The sequence below is a fragment of the Thermodesulfobacteriota bacterium genome, from assembly GCA_040753795.1.
GTDB lineage: Bacteria > Desulfobacterota > Desulfobacteria > Desulfobacterales > Desulfosudaceae > JBFMDX01.
This window is the reverse complement of the sequence record JBFMDX010000029.1, coordinates 1-18,441: the sequence shown is the minus strand read 5'-3', so window position 1 is coordinate 18,441 and position 18,441 is coordinate 1. Positions and strand designations below refer to the sequence as shown.

Below are 18,441 nucleotides of genomic sequence, written 5' to 3'. Positions count from 1 at the left end.
TATTCCTAATCATCGGTTGATCGAATCAGGGCCGCGCTCATGGCCGCAATGCCTTCACCGGCGCCGACAAATCCCATGCCCTCGGTGGTGGTGGCCTTGATATTGACGCGGTGGAGGCCGATATCCAGGGCATCGGCGATATTGACCGTCATGGTTTCCATAAAGGGCGCCAGCTTCGGGGCCTGGGCCAGAACGGTGGCGTCGATATTGATGATCACAAAGCCCCGGTCGCGGAGCTTTGCGGCCGTTATCTCCAGAAGCCGAATGCTGGCAATGCCCTTGTAGGCCGGGTCGGTGTCCGGGAAATGTCGGCCGATATCCCCCAGGCCGGCTGCTCCCAGCAGGGCGTCGCACACGGCGTGCGCCAGCACGTCGGCGTCCGAATGGCCGTCCAGCCCCTTTTCATAAGGGATGATCACCCCGCCCAGCACCAGTTCCCGGCCGGCGACCAGCCGGTGGGCGTCATATCCCGTTCCAATCCGCATAATGCGTCCTTATATACCTCATGCCGCGCCGCCAGAGTCCGGCGCCATTGCGTGATAATCTGTTGATTGTATTCTTTTTGCGAGACAGAGAATAAATGATGGCGGAACAAAAAGCAACAATTGCCTGACGGCCCGACGAGGTCATTCTCCGGTTTAACCGTATAATCCAGTCATACGGGCGACAAGGGGTCAAAGGACCGGGCGTTAAAAATTTCTCACTGCCTGAGGGCGAAGCCCGAGTTTGAGAAATTTAGCCCGGGCCGTTGATCCCGCCCGAAATGATCGCGGAGCGAACAAAAGGATTTTATCGTCCTGCGATTCAGTTTGACTCATTGGACAATGATTTATATATACAAGTGATTCATATCCAGTGCCTTGGGATTCTGGATCTCCCGGTCAAGCCGGGGGATGCCCCCCGAAGGGCTCGGGATCTCCCGGCCATTTTATCGGGGGATGATGACTGAAATTGATATCGTAAATTCAAATAATTACAATATATTATATATTAACAAATAAGGTGATGGGTAAACAAATCAAATCAAGGGGAAAAAGCACAGATGAACAATAATAATGACGAATCAAAGTCCCCGGCAACGGCGAATGTTTCTTCGGTTCCCGAGGGAGCCGCATCACGGCCCCTGCGGCCGGAACTGGCTGAAATGATCAGGCGGCACGCCTTTGGCCTGGATGAAAACCGGCCCGGGGCCGTGAATAAGCGGCAACAAAAGAATCAGCGCACCGCCCGGTCCAACGTCAATGACCTGTGCGACCCCGGCAGTTTTATCGAATACGGCGCCCTGGCCGTTGCCGCCCAGCGGGGCCGGCGATCCGAAGAAGACCTGATCAGCAAAACGCCGGCCGACGGCCTGATCGCGGGCGTGGGAACCGTCAACGGCAACCTGTTCGGACAGGAACGATCGCGCTGTATGGTCATGTCCTATGACTACACGGTCCTGGCCGGCACGCAAGGATATTTCAACCACAAGAAAATGGACCGCCTGCTCAAACTCGCTTACGAGCAGCGCCTGCCCCTGGTCCTGTTCGCCGAAGGCGGCGGCGGACGGCCCGGTGATGTGGACGCCATCGGCATCATGACTGCCGGCCTGGATCTGTCTACCTTTGCCGCCTTCGCGGGGCTAAGCGGCCGGGTACCGCTGGTAGGCATTGTCTCCGGCCCCTGCTTCGCCGGCAATGCCGCCCTGCTGGGCTGTTGCGACGTGATCATCGCCACGAAAAACGCCAATATCGGCATGGGCGGCCCGGTCATGATCGAAGGCGGCGGGCTGGGCGTGTTTACGCCCGAGGAAATCGGCCCCATCGATGTCCAAACAACCAATGGAGTAGTGGACGTGGAAGCGGCCGATGATGCCGAAGCGGTCGCCATCGCCCGTAAATACCTTTCTTATTTCCAGGGAACAGTCCAGCAATGGACGGCCGGGGATCAACGGGTTCTGCGCGACCTGATCCCGGACAACAAGAAACACCCCTACGATGTACGCACGGTCATCCGGGCCCTGGCTGATACGGATTCATTCCTGGAACTGCGGCCGAAGTTCGGCCCCGGCATCGTCACCGGCCTGGTCCTGATCGAAGGCCGGCCCTTCGGCCTGATGGCCAATAACTGCATGCACATGGCCGGCGCCATTGAAGCCGAAGGGGCCGACAAGGCCGCCCGTCTGATGCAGCTCTGCCAGGCCCACGGCCTGCCGCTCCTGTCCCTGTGCGACACGCCCGGCTTCATGGTCGGACCGGAAATGGAAAAACGCGCCCAGGTGCGCCATGTCTGCCGCATGTTCGTGGTCGGCTCTCACCTGACCGTGCCCTACTTCACGGTGGTGCTGCGCCGGGGATACGGCCTGGGCGCCATGGCCATGGCCAGGGGCGGTTTCCATGAATCCTTCTTCACGACCGCCTGGCCCACCGGGGAATTTGGCGCCATGGGTATCGAAGGCGCCATCAAGGCCGGTTTTAAAAAGGAACTGGCCGCCGTATCAGACCCGGTTGAGCGGGAAAAGTTGTACGATCACCTGGTCGGGGAATTGTACAAACGGGGCAAGGCCCTGAACATGGCCGCTTACCTGGAAATCGACGCCGTCATCGATCCCGCCGACACCCGGGCCTGGATCATGCGCGGCATCCGGTCAGCGCCGGCGGCGTCCGGCGGTGAGCCCTGCCGATCCTTTGTCGACCCGTGGTAAAAACCCAAAAAAGCAGTCCGGATAAAAAAATATTGCAATTCATACCCGCATGGAATAAAGAAGTCCTTTGGTTAAAATTGGGACATACCACAGGAGAGACATTACCGACAGTCTGTTTTTTAGCAAACCTTTTAGAAATCCATCAGTTGCCGGGTAAATTGTATGAAACTGTTATTTTCTTCATGGAATAATGAAATCGTCGACAGCCGGGGACTTGAACCCGATAAGTGGAAGGACGTGCCTTCCGTCACGCTGCCGGCGGACTTTGACAAGGAAAACACCATCGCCGGTTTCATGGGCTGGGCCGGTATCATCCTGCTGAAGGACTCCGTCGACATCGTCGATATGTCCCTGCGCTACATGCAGGAAGTGCATAAGACCTCCTGCGGAAAATGTTTCCCCTGCCGGATCGGCACCGCGATCATGGAAAACACCCTGAAAAAATTCGCCGAGGGGAAAGGACAGGCGGAGGACCTGACCAGGTTACGGAATCTGGGGCAATACATATCGGAAACATCCAAATGCTTCATCGGCAAAACCGGTCCGGTTCCGATCCTGCATGCCATCGAACACTTCCGGAACGACTTCGAAAAAGCCGCGGCCGGAAAGAAGCCGGCGCAGACAAGCGCCCGCTATGCGGCCAAATGGACGGCCCCCTGCTACTCCGCCTGTCCGGCCGGAATGAACATCCCCGCCTATGTCGAGCATATCAGCGAAAACCGCGTCCTGGATGCCCTGCAGGTCACCCGCGAGGCCAGCCCCATGGCCGCCTCGCTGGGCCGGGCCTGCTTTCATCCCTGTGAAAAGAACTGCCGCCGGTCCCATATCGACGAGGCGATCTCCATCTGCAAGCTCAAACGGTTCGCCTGGGACTATGAGGATCTGCGTCCCCTGGCCCAGCCGGAGAATCCCAACCGGCACGCCAAAACGGACAAGGTGGCGGTCATCGGCGCCGGCCCCGCCGGCCTCTCGGCCGCTTATTATCTGGCCATCAAAGGATACCCGGTGACGGTTTTTGAAGCCCTGCCGGTTCCGGGCGGCATGGTCGGCGTGGGCATCCCCGAATACCGGGTTCCCAAGGAGGTTCTCCAGAGAGAAACCGCCTTTGTCGAAAAGATGGGCGTGGAAATCCGCTACAACACCCCCATCGGCAAAGACCTCACCATTCCCCAACTCCAAAAGGAAGGGTACAAGGCTTTTCTGGTCGCCACCGGCGCCCATCTTTCCAAAAAGATCGGAGTGGAAGGAGAGGATAACAACCTCGACGGCTTTTTGAAGGGAATTGATTATCTGAAAGACTGCGTCACCACCCGGTGTCTGGATATGAAAGGCAAAAGAGTGCTGGTTGTCGGCGGCGGCAACGTGGCCATGGACTGCTGCCGATCCCCCATCAGAAACGGCGCCAAGGAGGTGACCATCGTCTATCGCCGGACCAAGAAAGAACTGCCGGCCGATCCCCATGAAGTACACGACTCGGAAATCGAGGGCGTCAAATACATTTTTCTCACCGCTCCCAAAAAGATCGTTTCCCAGAACGGAAAGGTGACCGGCCTGGAATGCCTGAAAATGGAACTGGGTGAACCCGATGCCAGCGGCCGGAGACGCCCGGTGCCGGTGGAAGGATCGGAGTTTGTCATCCCGGCGGACATCATCATCCAGGCCATCGGCCAGGACTGCGACCTGTCCGTTTTAAGCGGCGTGAACGACGTCCAGTCCACCCGCTGGGGTACCATTACCGCGGACCCGCAGACCTTTCAGACCCATGTTCCTTATATCTTCACCGCCGGGGACGTGTTCAACGGTCCGCTGACCATTGTCGACGCCTGCGGCAACGCCCGCCGGGCCGCGGAAAGTATCCACCAGTTCCTTACCGACGGCGCGGTCACCGTATCCACCGATGAAAAACTGGACCGGGTCTTCAAGACCCTGGGCGTTGACGGCAAAAACGAAAAACCCGCCTTCAAAGAAACCCTTAAACGGGTGTCCATGCCGGTCATCCCTCTGGATCGGAGAGTGACCAGCTTCGCCGAAGTGGAAACCGGGTATGATCTGCGGCAGGCGATTGAAGAAGCCTCCCGCTGCCTGCGGTGTTATCAGATGGGCATGGTGGCGCTGGAAAAATAAGAATTTCATTGACAAGAGGGGAAACAAAACGATAAAAAATTGTCTTTTTTTATTTTGGCGGGACGGATGCCCGCTGAGCATGAACAGGACAATGCAAAATAGGTGTAATTAAGGAAACGGAAAGAGACGACTCATGAGCGAATACATACCTGTCTTACTGATGCTACTGCTGGCCGCGGCCACGTCGGTGGGCATTTTATGCGTGGCCACCTTCATCGGCCCGAAAAAGAAGTTCCCGGAAAAGATGCAGCCTTTCGAATGCGGTGAAGCCCCCCTGGTGTCCCCCAAGCAGCGATTCTCCGTCAAGTTTTACCTGGTGGCCCTGTTTTTCGTCATTTTTGATATTGAAGCGGTTTTTCTGTATCCCTGGGCGGTGGTCTTCAAAGAACTGGGCCTGTTCGGCTTTATTGAGATGATGATGTTCCTGGGAATTCTGGCCGTGGGCCTGATTTATGTCTGGAAAAGAGGTGCCTTGGAATGGGAATAATCGGAAACGCGGATGAAGGACTGGCCGGACTCCTGAAGGATTCGGTGATCATGACCAAGCTGGATGCCGTCATCGGCTGGGCCAGGAAATACTCCCTGTTTGTTTACCCCTTTGCGACGGCCTGTTGCGCCATGGAGTACATGTCCCTGGGCGGTCCCCAGTACGACCTGGACCGGTTCGGCGCCGCCCTGCCCCGGTTTACGCCGAGGCAGGCCGACCTGCTGCTGGTGGTGGGCACCATCAGCCACAAACAGGCCCCGATTCTGGTCAAGGTTTATGATCAGATGACCGAGCCCAAATGGGTCATCGCCTTTGGCGCCTGCGCGGTTTCCGGCGGGTTTTACGATAATTACGCCACCGTCCAGGGCATCGATACCCTCATTCCGGTGGACGTTTATATCCCCGGTTGCCCGCCGCGGCCGGAAATGGTCATCGACGGGCTGATCAAGTTACAGCAGAAAATCGCCAAGGAAAGATGGACCGACTGGCCAAGAGGCGCCGCACCGGTCACTGGCGCGTAAAGATTCCTTAATATCAAAACGGGTTAACAGTTTATGAAAACCAGTGTGACGCTGAAGAAACTGACGGAAAAATTTCCGGATGCCGTTGTCGAAACCCACTCCTTTCGTAATGATGATACGGCAATTATAAAAAAGGAAGAGATACTCAAGATTTTCTCCTTTTTGCGGGACGATCCGGAGCTTCTGTATAATTTCATGATGGATATCACGGCGGTGGACTATATGGGCCGGGAACCGAGATTTGAGGTCGTTTATCACCTCTATTCCCTCAGATACAACACCCGGATCCGGATCAAGGCCCGTGTATCCGAAGCGGACGGCGCCATTGACTCCGCCACCTCTCTCTGGAACAGCGCCGACTGGTTTGAAAGAGAAGCCTACGACATGTACGGCATCCGCTTCACGGGACATCCCAATCTGAAGCGGATTCTGCTGTACGAGGAGTTTGAAGGGCATCCCCTGCGAAAGGATTATCCGGTAAAGAAGCGGCAGCCCCTGATCGGGCCTGTCAACTAATTAATTTTTAAGCGAAACCGTTTCCCTATGACTCAGACAACCAAAGATCTGTATACCGAAAACATGGTCATCAACATGGGGCCTTCCCATCCGGTCACCCATGGAACGGTGAAATTTCTCGCCACCCTTGACGGAGAAAAAATTGTCGACCTGGACGTCGGTATCGGGTACCTCCACCGCGGGTTTGAAAAGATGTGCGAAAACGGCACCTGGGAACAGGTCATGCCGTACACCGACCGGTTGAACTACGTCTCGCCGCTTATTAACAATGTAGGCTACGCCCTGGCGGTGGAAAAGCTGGCCGGGATCGAGACCACTGAACGGTGCCGGTACATCCGGGTCATCATGTGTGAGCTTTCCCGGATCGCCGACCACTTCACCAATGTCGCCGCGGCCGCCATGGAACTGGGGGCCATGACCGCCTTCCTCTACTTCGTCGAAGCGCGGGAACTGATCTGGGACCTGATCGAAAGCACCTGCGGCGCCCGGGTCACCACCAACTACATCCGGATCGGCGGGCTGAAAAACGACCTGCCCGAAGGCTTCGCGGAAAAAACAAAAGCCGCCTTCGCGGGATGCCGGAAGTTCTGGGACGACGTCAACAAGCTGTTGACCAAGAACCGGATCTTTATCGACCGCACCCGGAACACCGGCACCATGCCGGCGGATGAGGCCATCGCCTATGGCTTTACCGGCCCCTGCCTGAGAGCCAGCGGCGTCGCCTATGATGTCCGCAAAGCCCACCCCTATCTGACATATGACCGGATTGACTTTGAAATTCCAGTGGGGGAAGTGGGCGATAATTTTGACCGCTACCTGATCCGGATGGAAGAAATCAACCAGAGCATGCGGATTGTCGAGCAGGCCCTGGCTCAAATCCCGACGGGCCCCGTCAATCTGAACATGCCCGAATACAGGCGGCAGCCCAAAGAAGGCGTCTACAGCGATATCGCCTCCCTGATATTTCATTTCAAGACGGTGATGGAAGGATTCCGGCCTCCGGCCGGTGAAATCTATTTCCCCATCGAAGCGGCCAACGGGGAACTGGGTTTTTATCTGGTCAGTGATGGAACCGGCAAGCCCTACAAGTGCAGGGTCAGGCCCCCGAGCTTTGCCCTGACGGCAGCCATGCCCCGTATGGTCAAGGGAGGGTTTGTGGCGGATATCGTTCCCACGTTCGACCTTATTAACATGATTGGCGGAGAATGCGACAGGTAATATGATAGCAGATCTGATCGAAACCGTTGTCAAGATACTGATCGTTTTCGGGATCAACATGGGATTCTTCGCGCCCATTCTCGGATGGGTGGAAAGAAAGCAGAGCGCCGTCATGCAGGACCGGGTGGGCGCCAACCGCGCCGATATACTGGGCTTCCGGATCATCGGCCTGTTTCATCCCATTGCCGATGCCCTCAAGGTCATGGTCAAGGAAGACTTTATCCCCGACGGCGCCAACAAGCTGTTCCATACCCTGGCCCCGTTCATCAGTTTGACCTGCGCCCTGGTCACCTTCGCGGTCATTCCCTTCGGCGGCCAGTATGAGCTGTTCGGCCACAAGGTGAACCTGGTCATAGCCGACCTGGACGTGGGCATCCTGTTTGTCTTCGCCTTTGCCTCCCTGGCTCCCTTCGGCGCCGTTCTGGCCGGCTGGTCTTCCAACAACAACTGGTCGTTTTTGGGCGGCATGCGGGCCTCGGCCCAGATGCTGTCCTATGAAGTCGCCATGGGATTTACCATCATCGGCGTCATCATGGTTTACGGCACCCTGCAGCTGACGGAAATCGGCGCGGCTCAGGCGGATTTTTTCCGCTGGGGCATCTTTTTGCAGCCGGTGGGGTTCCTCCTCTTTTTCACCTGCGCCATCGCCGAGAACAAGCGCATCCCCTTCGACATGCCGGAGGCTGAATCGGAACTGGTGGCGGGGTACTTCACCGAATACAGCGGCATGAAGTTCGTCATGTTCTGGATGGGTGAATTCGTCGAGATCGTCACCATCAGCGCCATTGTCACCACACTGTTCTTCGGCGCCTGGCACATCCCGTTCGTTTCCGACACCGCCCTGGTTTCATTGTTCAGCCCGGTCGGACAGGCCGCATCCAATCTGCTGGCCATGATCCATGACAGTCTGGGTTCACCCGCCACCGCGCTGGCCGTATCCACTCTGCTGGCCATGGTCGTCAATTTGGGCGTCTTCCTGGCCAAGATTATCTTCTTTATCTGGCTCCAGATGACGATCCGCTGGACCCTGCCGCGGTTCCGGTACGACCAGGTCATGAGACTGGGCTGGAAAATGATTTTACCGATTTCCCTGATCAATATTTTTATCACCGGCCTTTTCATGCTGTAGGCATAGCCATGGCGGATATGAACAACAATTTACAATACAATACCGGGATTTCTCCAATGCCGATTGAGCCCCAAAAGATTAAAAAAGTTCGTCGAAACCTGGAACTCACCTTATGGGAAAAGCTCTACATATTTGAAGTGATCAGAGGGCTTTTCATCACCACCAGGCATCTGGTCGTCAACCTGATCGGCTTTGTGGTGCCGCCGGCCGGGAAAAAACGATCCATTCCCACCATTTACTACCCCGAGGAAAAACGGGTGATGTTCGATGCCTACCGGGGAAGACCGGTCCTGGTCGCCCAGGAAAACGGAAGCGAAAAATGCGTGGCCTGCGGCCTGTGCGAGAAAATCTGTCCGGGACGCGCCATCACCATCGTCGCCCGTGAAAAGGAAAACGGCGACCGATTCCCCTTGCAGTTCACCCTCGACATGACCCGCTGCGTTTACTGCGGTTACTGTGAGGAAGTCTGCCCCAAGGAAGCCATCGTCATGAGTAGGGAATATGAAAACCTGGCCGCCTACAACCGCGCCGAAATGATTTTCTCAAAAGAATCCCTGTTAAGGCCTGAAAAAGACCTCAGAGAACGGTTAGAATACGTAAGAAGGATATATTCAAAATGCAATTATTGATGTTTATCCTGTTTTCCTTCGGCGCGGTAGTGTCCGCCCTGCTGATGGTGACCAGCAAGAAACCCGTATCGGCTGCCATGAACCTCATCTTCACCATGTTCTGCCTGGCCGGGATTTACGTGCTGCTTAACGCCCACCTGATCGCCGCCCTCCAGATCATTGTCTACGCCGGTGCCATCATGGTCCTGTTCCTGTTCGTCATCATGCTGCTGAACGTTCAGGAAAAGGAAGGCCGGGCGATGGGAAGCCGCGTTCTCGCGCAGCTGGGCGGTATCCTGGTGGTCGGATTCCTGTTCATCCTGGTCGCCGACCTGGCGTCAGTGGATCCGGAACTGGTCCGGGCGGGCGGGGAAGACCTTTTCGGGACCGTCCGGGGAGTCGCCCTGGTGCTGTTTACCGATTTTCTGCTGCCTTTTGAGATTGCCTCGATTTTACTGCTGGCGGCAATCGTGGGGGCGGTAATTCTTGCCAAAAGGAGGATTGATGACTGAGCGGATCATGCCCGCCGGTCGTCAGACAAAAAAATGATCTCATTACACTACTACTTGATTTTAGGGGCGGTACTCTTCTCCATCGGCGCCGTGGGCGTATTCACCCAGAAAAACGCCCTGATCATTTACATGTGCATTGAACTGATGCTCAATTCGGTCAACCTGACCTTCATTGCCTTCTCCAGTTTTTTAAACGACATGAACGGGCATGTGTTCGTGTTCATGATCATGACGGTTGCCGCCGCTGAAGCCGCCGTCGGGCTGGCCATCATTATCTCCCTTTTCCGAAACAAATCGACCGTCAACGTCGATGAGATTAATTTGATGAAAGGATAGCATACGGTGCAGACAATAGTTTCCATCAAACCTCTTCTGGCGGTTCTTTCATCTCTGATCGCGGCCTTTCTGATCTTCAAGACGGGCGATCGTCCCAACTTGAGGGAGTTCTGGTCGGTACTGGCGGGGCTGATCAAGCTCGGCATCGTGCTGTCCATGGTCCCGGTCGTCTTTTCCGGGCAGACGATCGAGTTCGCGCTGGTCACGTTTTACCAGGGGATCGAACTGAAATTAAGAGTGGACGCCCTCGGGCTTCTGTTCGCGACCGTCTCGTCTTTTCTCTGGGTCATCACCACCTTCTACTCCGTCGGTTACATGCGGAGCAACCATGAGCATGCCCAGACCCGGTACTTTACCTGTTTCGCGGTCAGCCTCTCGGCGACTATCGGCGTGGCCTTCTCGGCTAACCTGATCACCCTGTTCTTCTTTTACGAAATACTGAGCCTGGCCACGGTGCCCCTGGTCGGGCACAAGGAAACGCCGGAGGCCCAGGAAGGCGCCAGAAAATATTTCCTGTATCTGCTGGGCCTGTCCAAAACGCTGCTGCTTTCCGGAATCGTCATCATCTACATGGTGACGGGAACCACCGACTTTGTCAGCGGCGGCCTGCTGCAGGGCGTTCAGGGATCGACCCTGCTCTTCATCACCTTCTTCTTCTTTGTTTTCGGTTTCGGCAAAGCCGGCGTCATGCCCTTCCATAACTGGCTGCCGTCCGCCATGGTGGCGCCGACGCCCGTCAGTTCGCTGCTGCACGCGGTGGCGGTCGTGAAAGTCGGCGTGTTTTCGGTTCTCCGGGTTGTTTTCCACATCTACGGCGTGGATTTCATGACCCGGATGGATCTCGGGATTACCGCCGCCTATGTGGTTTCATTCACGATCATGATGGGAAGCATCATCGCCCTGACCAAGGACAACCTCAAGGCCCGGCTGGCATATTCCACCATCAGCCAGTTGTCCTACGTTATTTTAGGAGCGGTCCTGCTGACCCCCTACAGCATGATCGGCGGTATTGTCCATATCGCCAACCACGCTTTCTCAAAAATCACCCTGTTCTTCTGCGCCGGTTCCCTGTATACCAGCGCCCATAAGACGGAAATCAGCCAGCTTTCCGGAATCGGGAAGAAAATGCCCTGGACCATGGCCTGTTTTTTCATCGCCTCCCTGAGCATGATCGGCGTGCCGCCGGTGGCCGGCTTCGTCAGTAAATGGTACCTGGCCCTCGGCTCCATCCAGGCGAAGGAGATCCCCATTCTGATCGTTCTTCTGGTCAGCACGGTTCTCAACGCGGCCTACTTTCTGCCCATTACCTACAAGGCCTTTTTCGAAAAGGCTCCCGAAGAACCTCATCACGATCACGACGATCATGGTCATGATCACGGACACGATGGTGGACATCATACGGAGGCCAGAGAGATTCCCATGGTCGTGGTCCCCCTGGTGATCACCGCGATTCTGTCCATCGTCATCGGTATTTATCCGGATTATTTCCTGGGTCTGGCAAAGGAGGTCATCAAGTGATTGGTAAAATTGTCAACTTTATCGGCGATTCCAAGAATGCGGGAAAGCTGAAGAAAATCGGCTACGTGGCCCTGGTGGTGACGTTTATCTCCGATTTCTTTGTCCACCGTGAGCACGCCATCTACATCTGGGACAAAATCCCCGGATGGGGCGCCTTCTACGGTTTTATATCCTGCGTTCTGATCATCATCATTTCCAAGTTCATCGGACACCAGGGCGGTATAATGAAAAAAGAGGATTATTATGATTGATTGGGTTCATCCATCAATATTATTTATTCTGGGGGCGTGCGTCATTCCCTTCCTGCGGGGGAAACTGCAGCAGATCTGGCTTTTGACGATTCCCGTGCTGGCGGTACTGTCCGTGTACTCCATGACGCAGGGATCCTTCTGGGGCGTTAACTTTCTTGACAATCAGCTTCTGTTCGGGAAAGTCGACAAGCTCAGCACGGTATTTGCCTGGGTTTTCAGCATCATGTCCTGCATCGGCATGGTTTACGCCCTGCATGTCAAGGATTCCGGTCAGCATGTGTCGGCCTACCTTTATATCGCCGGATCGCTGGGTGTCACCTTCGCCGGCGATTTCTTTTCCCTGTTTATCTTCTGGGAACTGATGGCGTTCGCCTCCGCCTATCTGATCTTTGCCAAACGTGAAAAAGCGGCTACCGAGGCCGGTTATCGATACATCCTGGTCCACATCTTCGGCGGTGTCTGTCTGCTGGGCGGCATCATTATCCACTCCATTCAGACACAATCAATCGCCGTCGGGCCTCTTCCCCAGGACGGCTCCTTCGCCTTCTATTTGATCCTGGTCGGGGTTATTTTAAACGCCGCCGTTCCCCCGCTGCATGCCTGGCTGACGGACGCCTATCCGGAAGGAACGGTCACCGGCTCCGTCTTCATGTCGGCCTTTACCACCAAGACGGCCGTTTATGTTCTGGTCAGGGTTTTTCCGGGAACCGAGCTGCTGGTCTATATGGGAACGATCATGGCCCTGTACGGCGTTGTCTATGCCGTGCTTGAAAACGACTGCCGGCGCCTTCTGGCCTATCACATCATCAGCCAGGTGGGCTACATGGTCGCCGGGGTCGGCATCGGCACCGACATGTCGCTCAACGGTTCCGTCTCTCACGCTTTCGCCCATATTCTGTACAAAGGACTGCTGTTCATGGGCGCGGGTTCGGTTATTTACATGACCGGCAAACGCAAGCTCACCGAACTGGGCGGACTTTACAAAACCATGCCGATTACGCTCACCCTTTACATGATCGGCGGGTTCGCGATTTCCGCGTTTCCGTTGTTCAGCGGTTTTGTAACCAAGTCAATGGTCGTCTCCGGAGCCGCTCACGATCACCGGCCGGCGGTGGCCCTGCTGCTGACCCTGGCGTCCGCCGGAACGTTTCTGCATACCGGCCTGAAACTTCCCTACTACATGTTCTTCGGGAAGGACTCCGGTATCCGCACCAAGGAACCGCCGCTGAACATGCTGATCGCCATGGGCATGGCCGCCTTCCTCTGCATCGGCATCGGCGTGCTGCCCGGCCCGCTCTATCACCTGCTGCCCTTCCCGGTTCATTTTGAGCCCTACACCGGGGATCACGTCACCAGTGCACTGGGCATCCTGCTCTTTACCGGCCTGGGATTCTTCATGCTCCTCAAAAAACTGGATCCCGAGCCGACCATCAGCGCGGACACCGACTGGTTCTACCGGAAAGGCAGCCGGGTCTTCATGTGGTTTGCCAACAAGCCCCTGACGATTTACGAAAATTACCTGACCAACATCTATAACACCTGGTTTTCCAGAGGAGTTATAAAGTCCTCTGATTATCTGGGTTTTGTATTCGACTCCAAGTTTATCGACGGGATCGTCAACGGGTTCGCCCGGTTTTTTGTCGGTCTCTCAAGCGAGTTGAGAAGAGCCCATAACGGACTGATCAGGGGTTACGCATACTGCATGTTGTCGGCCACCGTCGTGATTATTGGTTATTATCTTTTTAAACATGTAATGTAGAATATTATGAACTGTATCCAATTTCCGATCCTGTCAACCATTACGTATCTGCCCCTTGCCGGTATCGTGGGGATCCTTCTGATCAATAAAGACAAGCATGCCCTGATCCGGTGGTTGGCGTTCATCACCACCGTCGTCACCTTCCTGGTATCGCTGCCCCTTTATTTCTGTTTCGATCAGACCACCTGGAATATGCAGTTTGTGGAGAAAGTCCCCTGGATCGAAGCCTTCGGCATCAGCTATCACATGGGGATCGACGGCATCAGCCTGCTGCTGGTGCTGCTGACCACCTTCCTCTCCGCCCTGGCCGTTCTGTCCACCTGGACGGCCGTGACCCAGCGGGTCAAGGAATACATGATCTCCCTGCTTTTCCTTGAAATCGGCATGCTGGGCGTTTTCTGCGCTCTGGACTTCTTCCTCTTTTACGTGTTCTGGGAAGTGATGCTGATCCCGATGTATTTTATCATCGGCATCTGGGGCGGACCACGGAGGATTTACGCCGCCGTCAAGTTTTTCATCTACACCATGAGCGGCAGCGTCCTCATGCTGCTTGCGATTCTTACCCTCTACTTCATGAACTTCAAGGCCACCGGGCATTACAGCTTCAATATCCTGGAATACTATGACCTGAACATACCGGTTCAGGCCCAGTTCTGGCTCTTTATGGCCTTTTTCCTGGCCTTTGCCATCAAGGTGCCCATGTTTCCGTTCCATACATGGTTGCCGGACGCCCACGTCGAAGCGCCCACCGCCGGCAGCGTTATCCTGGCCGGCGTACTCCTGAAGATGGGGACATACGGCTTCCTGCGGTTCAGTCTGCCCCTGTTTCCCAATGCTTCCATCGACTTTGTCCCGGTGATCATGGTCCTGGCCGTCATCGGCATTATTTACGGCGCCCTGGTGTCCATCGCCCAGAGTGACATCAAGAAACTGGTGGCCTACTCCAGCGTCAGCCATCTGGGCTATTGCATGCTCGGCATGTTCGCCCTGAACACGGAAGGAGTCGAAGGCAGCCTCATTCAGATGATCAACCACGGGTTGAGCACCGGCGCCCTGTTCCTTTGCGTCGGGATGCTTTATGAACGACGGCATACCCGGCTGATTTCCGAATACGGCGGCATCTACAAGGTCATGCCCTGGTTCGCGACGCTGTTTCTGATCACGGCCTTCTCTTCCATGGGGGTTCCCGGCCTGAACGGATTCATCGGGGAACTGCTCATCCTGATCGGCGCTTTTAAAGCCAATGTGTGGCTCGGTCTGATTGCCACCGCCGGATTGGTCCTGGGTGCGGTTTACCTTCTGTGGATGTACAAGCGGGTGATCTACGGCGAAATAACCAAGGAAGAGAACAAAAGCTTGAAAGACATGACTTCCAGAGAATGGGTATACATGCTCCCGATCGTCGTGTTCATGTTCTGGATCGGTTTGTGTCCCCGGCCGTTCTTAAACACCATGCATGCTTCCGTCGGCCACCTGCTTGAGCATGTCAATCAGCACAGGGTTGTATCAACGGCCGTCGCGGGCTGTAATTTATCGAGATAACATAATTTTGACCTGCCCCGCGGTGGCACCGCCGGGGAAAAAAGAAAAAAATAATTATGGAATCAATTATCGCGCAGATCAGTTTTCAGGCCATTTACCCGGAAATCGTCATTGCCGCCACGGCCATGATTATCCTTCTTCTCCAGGCGTTTTCCCCCCGGGAATCGAAAAAAGTCATGGGGTACCTAAGCCTGGCCGGCGTTATTCTGTCCGCCTTAATGCTCCTGGGATCACCCGGTGGTACCGAATATTCCTTCAGCGGGACCTGGGTGATAGATAACTATTCCCGGTTTTTCAAGCTGCTATTCCTTCTCTGCACCGGCCTGACCATCCTTATTTCCTTAAAATATCTCAAGGAAGAAGGCATCCATCACGGGGAATACTTCGCCATCCTGCTGTTTGCCACCGTCGGCATGATGATCATGGTCAGCGGGGCGGATTTCATCACGATTTTCCTCGGTCTGGAACTGATGTCCATCTGCCTTTATGTGTTGACCGGGTACACCCGCGGCCGGCAGATCTCCAACGAAGCCGCCCTGAAATATTTCGTGCTGGGCTCGTTCGCCACCGGGTTTCTGCTTTACGGCATCGCCCTCTTCTACGGCGCCGCCGGCAGCACCAGCTTGAAAAGCCTGGCCGATATCACCGTCCGCAACAGCTTCCAGAATTACACCATCATCATCGGCATGGTCCTGATGATCATCGGGTTCGGATTCAAGATCGCGGTGGTTCCTTTTCACATGTGGACCCCGGACGTTTACCAGGGCGCCCCGGCCCCCATCACCGGTTTCATGTCGGCCGGTCCGAAGGCGGCCGCTTTTGCCGCTCTTATCCGCATCTTTGTGGAAGCCCTGCCGTCGGCCCGCAATGAATGGGTCGATCTGGTCTGGATTCTGGCGGTCCTGACGATGACCGTCGGTAACGTGGTCGCTTTGGTTCAGGACAACGTCAAACGGATGCTGGCATACTCCAGCATCGCCCACGCCGGTTATATCATGGTCGCCTTTATCGCGGCCCGGGAAATGGGGATTTCCAGCGTGTTATTCTACCTGCTGGCCTACACCTTCATGAACCTGGGCGCCTTTGCCATTATTACCGTCATCGGCGGCCGGAACGAGGAAAGGGTCAATGTCCAGGATTTCGCCGGGTTCGGATACCGCAACCCCGTCGCGGCCGTGATGATGAGCCTGTTCCTCTTTTCCCTGGCCGGTATACCACCCACGGCCGGCTTCATGGGCAAATTCTATATCTTTTCCGCCGCCATCAAGGAAGGGTTTCTCGGCCTGGCCCTGATCGGCGTCGTCAACAGCGTCATCTCGGTTTACTATTACCTCCGGGTGACCATCGCCATGTACATGAAGGAACCGGAAACCGCCCCGGCCGGAACCATGGGAGCGGTTCTCTTCCCGCCGGCAATCATCATCGCCATCCTGATCTCGGCTTACGGCGTATTGCGCATGGGCATTTTTCCGTCGGATTTCATACAAATCGCCCAGCAGTCCCTGATCGCCATCAAGTAGCAATCACGCATATTTCTAAAAAAGGCCGCCCGGAAATTGATTCCGAGCGGCCTTTTTAATGATGATCCGCTCTATGCCACCATTCAAAATTATAATTTTGGCTTGAGTTCAAGCTCAAGCTGCCTGGCCAGACGGAAATGGTTTTCGGCTTCATCAATTTTCCCTATACGCTTCAGCGCAAGCCCGAAATTGTAATGGGTTGCCGCGCTGTTCGGGTTCAGTTTTAAGGCTTGTGCGAAGTGGGTAACGGCTTCATCAAGATTGCCCATGGTCAGGCAGGCGAAGCCCAGACTCTGGTAAGCCTTGTTCGGTAACGTCAAGGGATGCCCGAATAAGGCAAAATTGTTTTTCCAGCGTTTAACCTGCGTCGATGTTAGAACACCAAAAATCATAATAATTGAAAAGGCGATGGCGGTGAAAACCACTTTGCCCTGTTTCCATTTATCGGCAAGATCAAACCCGAGCCAGATAAATATAATAAATATTCCTGTCTGCGGGACATAGGCATGCCTGTCGGCAATGGCGCCCCATAGCCCGATCTGTTTAATGCCGATGGCCGGAATTAATGTTCCCAGATACCAGAGCCAGCCGACGATTACATATTTATACTTTTTCATGTTTTTAATAGCGGCCAGCGATACCACAATTAATATCAGACCCGACCCCAGCACTTTCCATAATGCGATCTCTTCAGGAAAAGGATAAAAGCAGGCCAGATGAATCGGGAGGATCAATTTCCGGAAATAAGCGATATAGGAAACAATGGCATTCAGTATCCGCAGGTTCAGCGGTACCGTCGTATAAAATCCGCCCAGGCCTTCAAGAGACCGGGATATGACATAAATTGAACAAAATGATAACAGAAAAAAGGGAATCTTTTCTACTAACAGGTGGTTGATGCCTGTCATAGATTTTGTTCTTGTATCTTTCATCTGAATTCGATCAAGCGGCCAGTAGTCCAGCAACAGGAATACAAACGGCAGGGTGACCAACATGGACTTGGACATAAGTCCCAGGCCAAACAGACATAGCGTTATCAGATACCAGCGCCAGCGCCTGTTTTTAGAATAACTGTATTTGGCATAAGTCAGCAGACACAACATCCAGAAAAAAGTGCTGAGCACATTTTTCCTTTCGGATATCCAGGCCACCGATTCGACATTAAGCGGATGAACCGCAAAAAGTGCCGCTACCAATAAACTTTTCAGGGGAGATCGGGTAGTAAAGTTGAGAAAACAAAACAAGAATAAAACGTTAACAATATGAAAGAGCGCATTGGTGAGGTGCTGCCACTTTGAATTGATGCCGGATAAATGACTATCAAGCATTAACGACAGCCAGGTTATGGGTATCCAGTGATCGAATCCTTCTAAACCAAAGGCCCATTTTATATTTTGAAGCGTCAACCCTTCCTTGACATGCTCATTTTCAGTGACATAAATGCTGTCATCAAACACATAGCCGTTATCTTTTACATTCCAATAAGCCAGGATTGAGATTAAAATCAAAAAAACACAGGACAGCCATGTTCGCTTATCAATGCCTGTTCCGGTTTTCCCCTGCGTCGTCCCCGTTGGTTGTTCGCCCACGAAAAAGGCCGCCCTTGAATTTCTTTCGGGCGGCCTTTGTGTACATTTTTTATTTACTTGTTACGGACAGACTCCAGACGGTTCCATCACACTTTCTCCATCCGGACGGCGCAGATTTTAAACTCCGG

The 18,441-nt window shown here is 54.6% G+C and carries 16 protein-coding genes and 1 pseudogene; 15 read left to right on the top strand and 2 right to left on the bottom strand.

Annotated elements, in window-relative coordinates; genetic code table 11:
- Nucleotides 1–5: 5 nt before the first annotated feature.
- Nucleotides 6–485 carry a 2-C-methyl-D-erythritol 2,4-cyclodiphosphate synthase gene (ispF, locus tag AB1724_19610; GenBank protein ID MEW6080024.1) on the bottom strand — a complete coding sequence of 160 codons (480 nt, stop codon included), beginning with the start codon at nt 483–485 and terminating at the stop codon, nt 6–8.
- A gap of 638 nt (nt 486–1,123) precedes the next feature.
- Here ispF and AB1724_19605 point away from each other — a divergent pair.
- From AB1724_19605 to AB1724_19535, 15 genes and pseudogenes are all read left to right on the top strand, one after another.
- Nucleotides 1,124–2,683: pseudogene (locus AB1724_19605) on the top strand (carboxyl transferase domain-containing protein).
- 162 nt (nt 2,684–2,845) lie between these two features.
- The gene (locus AB1724_19600) at nt 2,846–4,807 is read left to right on the top strand and encodes an FAD-dependent oxidoreductase (GenBank protein ID MEW6080023.1); all 1,962 of its coding nucleotides are present in this window, start codon (nt 2,846–2,848) and stop codon (nt 4,805–4,807) included.
- A 133-nt stretch (nt 4,808–4,940) separates the two neighbouring features.
- A complete protein-coding gene (locus AB1724_19595) occupies nt 4,941–5,294 on the top strand; it encodes an NADH-quinone oxidoreductase subunit A (GenBank protein MEW6080022.1) in 354 nt (117 codons plus the stop codon).
- Complete coding sequence (gene nuoB / locus AB1724_19590; GenBank protein MEW6080021.1) at nt 5,285–5,815, top strand: NADH-quinone oxidoreductase subunit NuoB; 531 nt, start codon at nt 5,285–5,287, stop codon at nt 5,813–5,815. The genes AB1724_19595 and nuoB overlap by 10 nt, the downstream gene beginning before the upstream one ends.
- 33 nt (nt 5,816–5,848) lie before the next feature.
- Complete coding sequence (locus tag AB1724_19585; protein ID MEW6080020.1) at nt 5,849–6,331, top strand: NADH-quinone oxidoreductase subunit C; 483 nt, start codon at nt 5,849–5,851, stop codon at nt 6,329–6,331.
- A 27-nt stretch (nt 6,332–6,358) separates the two neighbouring features.
- Nucleotides 6,359–7,549, top strand: coding sequence for an NADH dehydrogenase (quinone) subunit D (nuoD, locus tag AB1724_19580; protein MEW6080019.1), 1,191 nt, complete (start codon nt 6,359–6,361; stop codon nt 7,547–7,549).
- A gap of 1 nt (nt 7,550) precedes the next feature.
- Nucleotides 7,551–8,678, top strand: coding sequence for a complex I subunit 1 family protein (locus AB1724_19575; protein MEW6080018.1), 1,128 nt, complete (start codon nt 7,551–7,553; stop codon nt 8,676–8,678).
- A gap of 56 nt (nt 8,679–8,734) precedes the next feature.
- The gene (locus AB1724_19570; protein MEW6080017.1) at nt 8,735–9,307 is read left to right on the top strand and encodes an NADH-quinone oxidoreductase subunit I; all 573 of its coding nucleotides are present in this window, start codon (nt 8,735–8,737) and stop codon (nt 9,305–9,307) included.
- On the top strand, nt 9,295–9,798 hold the full coding sequence (locus AB1724_19565; GenBank protein ID MEW6080016.1) for an NADH-quinone oxidoreductase subunit J: 504 nt from the start codon (nt 9,295–9,297) through the stop codon (nt 9,796–9,798). The genes AB1724_19570 and AB1724_19565 overlap by 13 nt, the downstream gene beginning before the upstream one ends.
- A gap of 33 nt (nt 9,799–9,831) precedes the next feature.
- Nucleotides 9,832–10,134, top strand: coding sequence for an NADH-quinone oxidoreductase subunit NuoK (nuoK, locus tag AB1724_19560; GenBank protein ID MEW6080015.1), 303 nt, complete (start codon nt 9,832–9,834; stop codon nt 10,132–10,134).
- Nucleotides 10,135–10,140: 6 nt separating this feature from the next.
- Complete coding sequence (locus AB1724_19555) at nt 10,141–11,652, top strand: monovalent cation/H+ antiporter subunit D family protein (GenBank protein ID MEW6080014.1); 1,512 nt, start codon at nt 10,141–10,143, stop codon at nt 11,650–11,652.
- Nucleotides 11,649–11,903 (top strand): hypothetical protein, encoded by a 255-nt coding sequence (locus tag AB1724_19550; GenBank protein ID MEW6080013.1) that lies wholly within the window; start codon nt 11,649–11,651, stop codon nt 11,901–11,903. Before AB1724_19555 ends, AB1724_19550 begins: the two co-directional genes overlap by 4 nt.
- The gene (locus tag AB1724_19545) at nt 11,896–13,662 is read left to right on the top strand and encodes a Na(+)/H(+) antiporter subunit D (protein MEW6080012.1); all 1,767 of its coding nucleotides are present in this window, start codon (nt 11,896–11,898) and stop codon (nt 13,660–13,662) included. The genes AB1724_19550 and AB1724_19545 overlap by 8 nt, the downstream gene beginning before the upstream one ends.
- 6 nt (nt 13,663–13,668) lie before the next feature.
- Nucleotides 13,669–15,204, top strand: a complete 1,536-nt coding sequence (locus AB1724_19540; protein MEW6080011.1) for an NADH-quinone oxidoreductase subunit M — start codon at nt 13,669–13,671, stop codon at nt 15,202–15,204.
- 56 nt (nt 15,205–15,260) lie between these two features.
- Nucleotides 15,261–16,724 carry an NADH-quinone oxidoreductase subunit N gene (locus tag AB1724_19535; GenBank protein MEW6080010.1) on the top strand — a complete coding sequence of 488 codons (1,464 nt, stop codon included), beginning with the start codon at nt 15,261–15,263 and terminating at the stop codon, nt 16,722–16,724.
- Nucleotides 16,725–16,813: 89 nt separating this feature from the next.
- On the opposite strand, the gene AB1724_19530 is transcribed toward AB1724_19535, so the two are convergent.
- Nucleotides 16,814–18,313, bottom strand: coding sequence for a tetratricopeptide repeat protein (locus tag AB1724_19530; protein ID MEW6080009.1), 1,500 nt, complete (start codon nt 18,311–18,313; stop codon nt 16,814–16,816).
- Nucleotides 18,314–18,441 lie beyond the last annotated feature (128 nt).